The organism is Pseudomonas sp. NKUCC02_KPG, assembly GCF_019345465.1.
Lineage (GTDB): Bacteria > Pseudomonadota > Gammaproteobacteria > Pseudomonadales > Pseudomonadaceae > Aquipseudomonas.
In genome coordinates, this window is the sequence record NZ_JAHKRC010000050.1 from 1 (window position 1) to 223 (window position 223).

Below are 223 nucleotides of genomic sequence, written 5' to 3' on the forward strand. Positions count from 1 at the left end.
CTCAGCCGCCGTGGCCGCATACTTCGAGATATCGACTGTGCCCAGGGTGCTCATGTCGATCCCGGCACCTGGCTGGAACACGTTGGCCAGCACCAGGCCGACCAAAATCGCGATGGTGGTGACCACCTCGAAGTAAATGATGGTTTTAAAACCGATACGACCGAGTTTCTTCGCATCTCCCACGCCTGCAATCCCGACAACCAGTGAAGAAATCACGATTGGG

Annotated in this window: 1 protein-coding gene; it reads right to left on the bottom strand. The window is 56.1% G+C overall.

The window, feature by feature from the left end:
* Positions 1-223 (bottom strand): cation:dicarboxylate symporter family transporter (locus KO536_RS24605; RefSeq protein ID WP_219263265.1); only part of this gene is annotated, 223 nt, incomplete at both ends.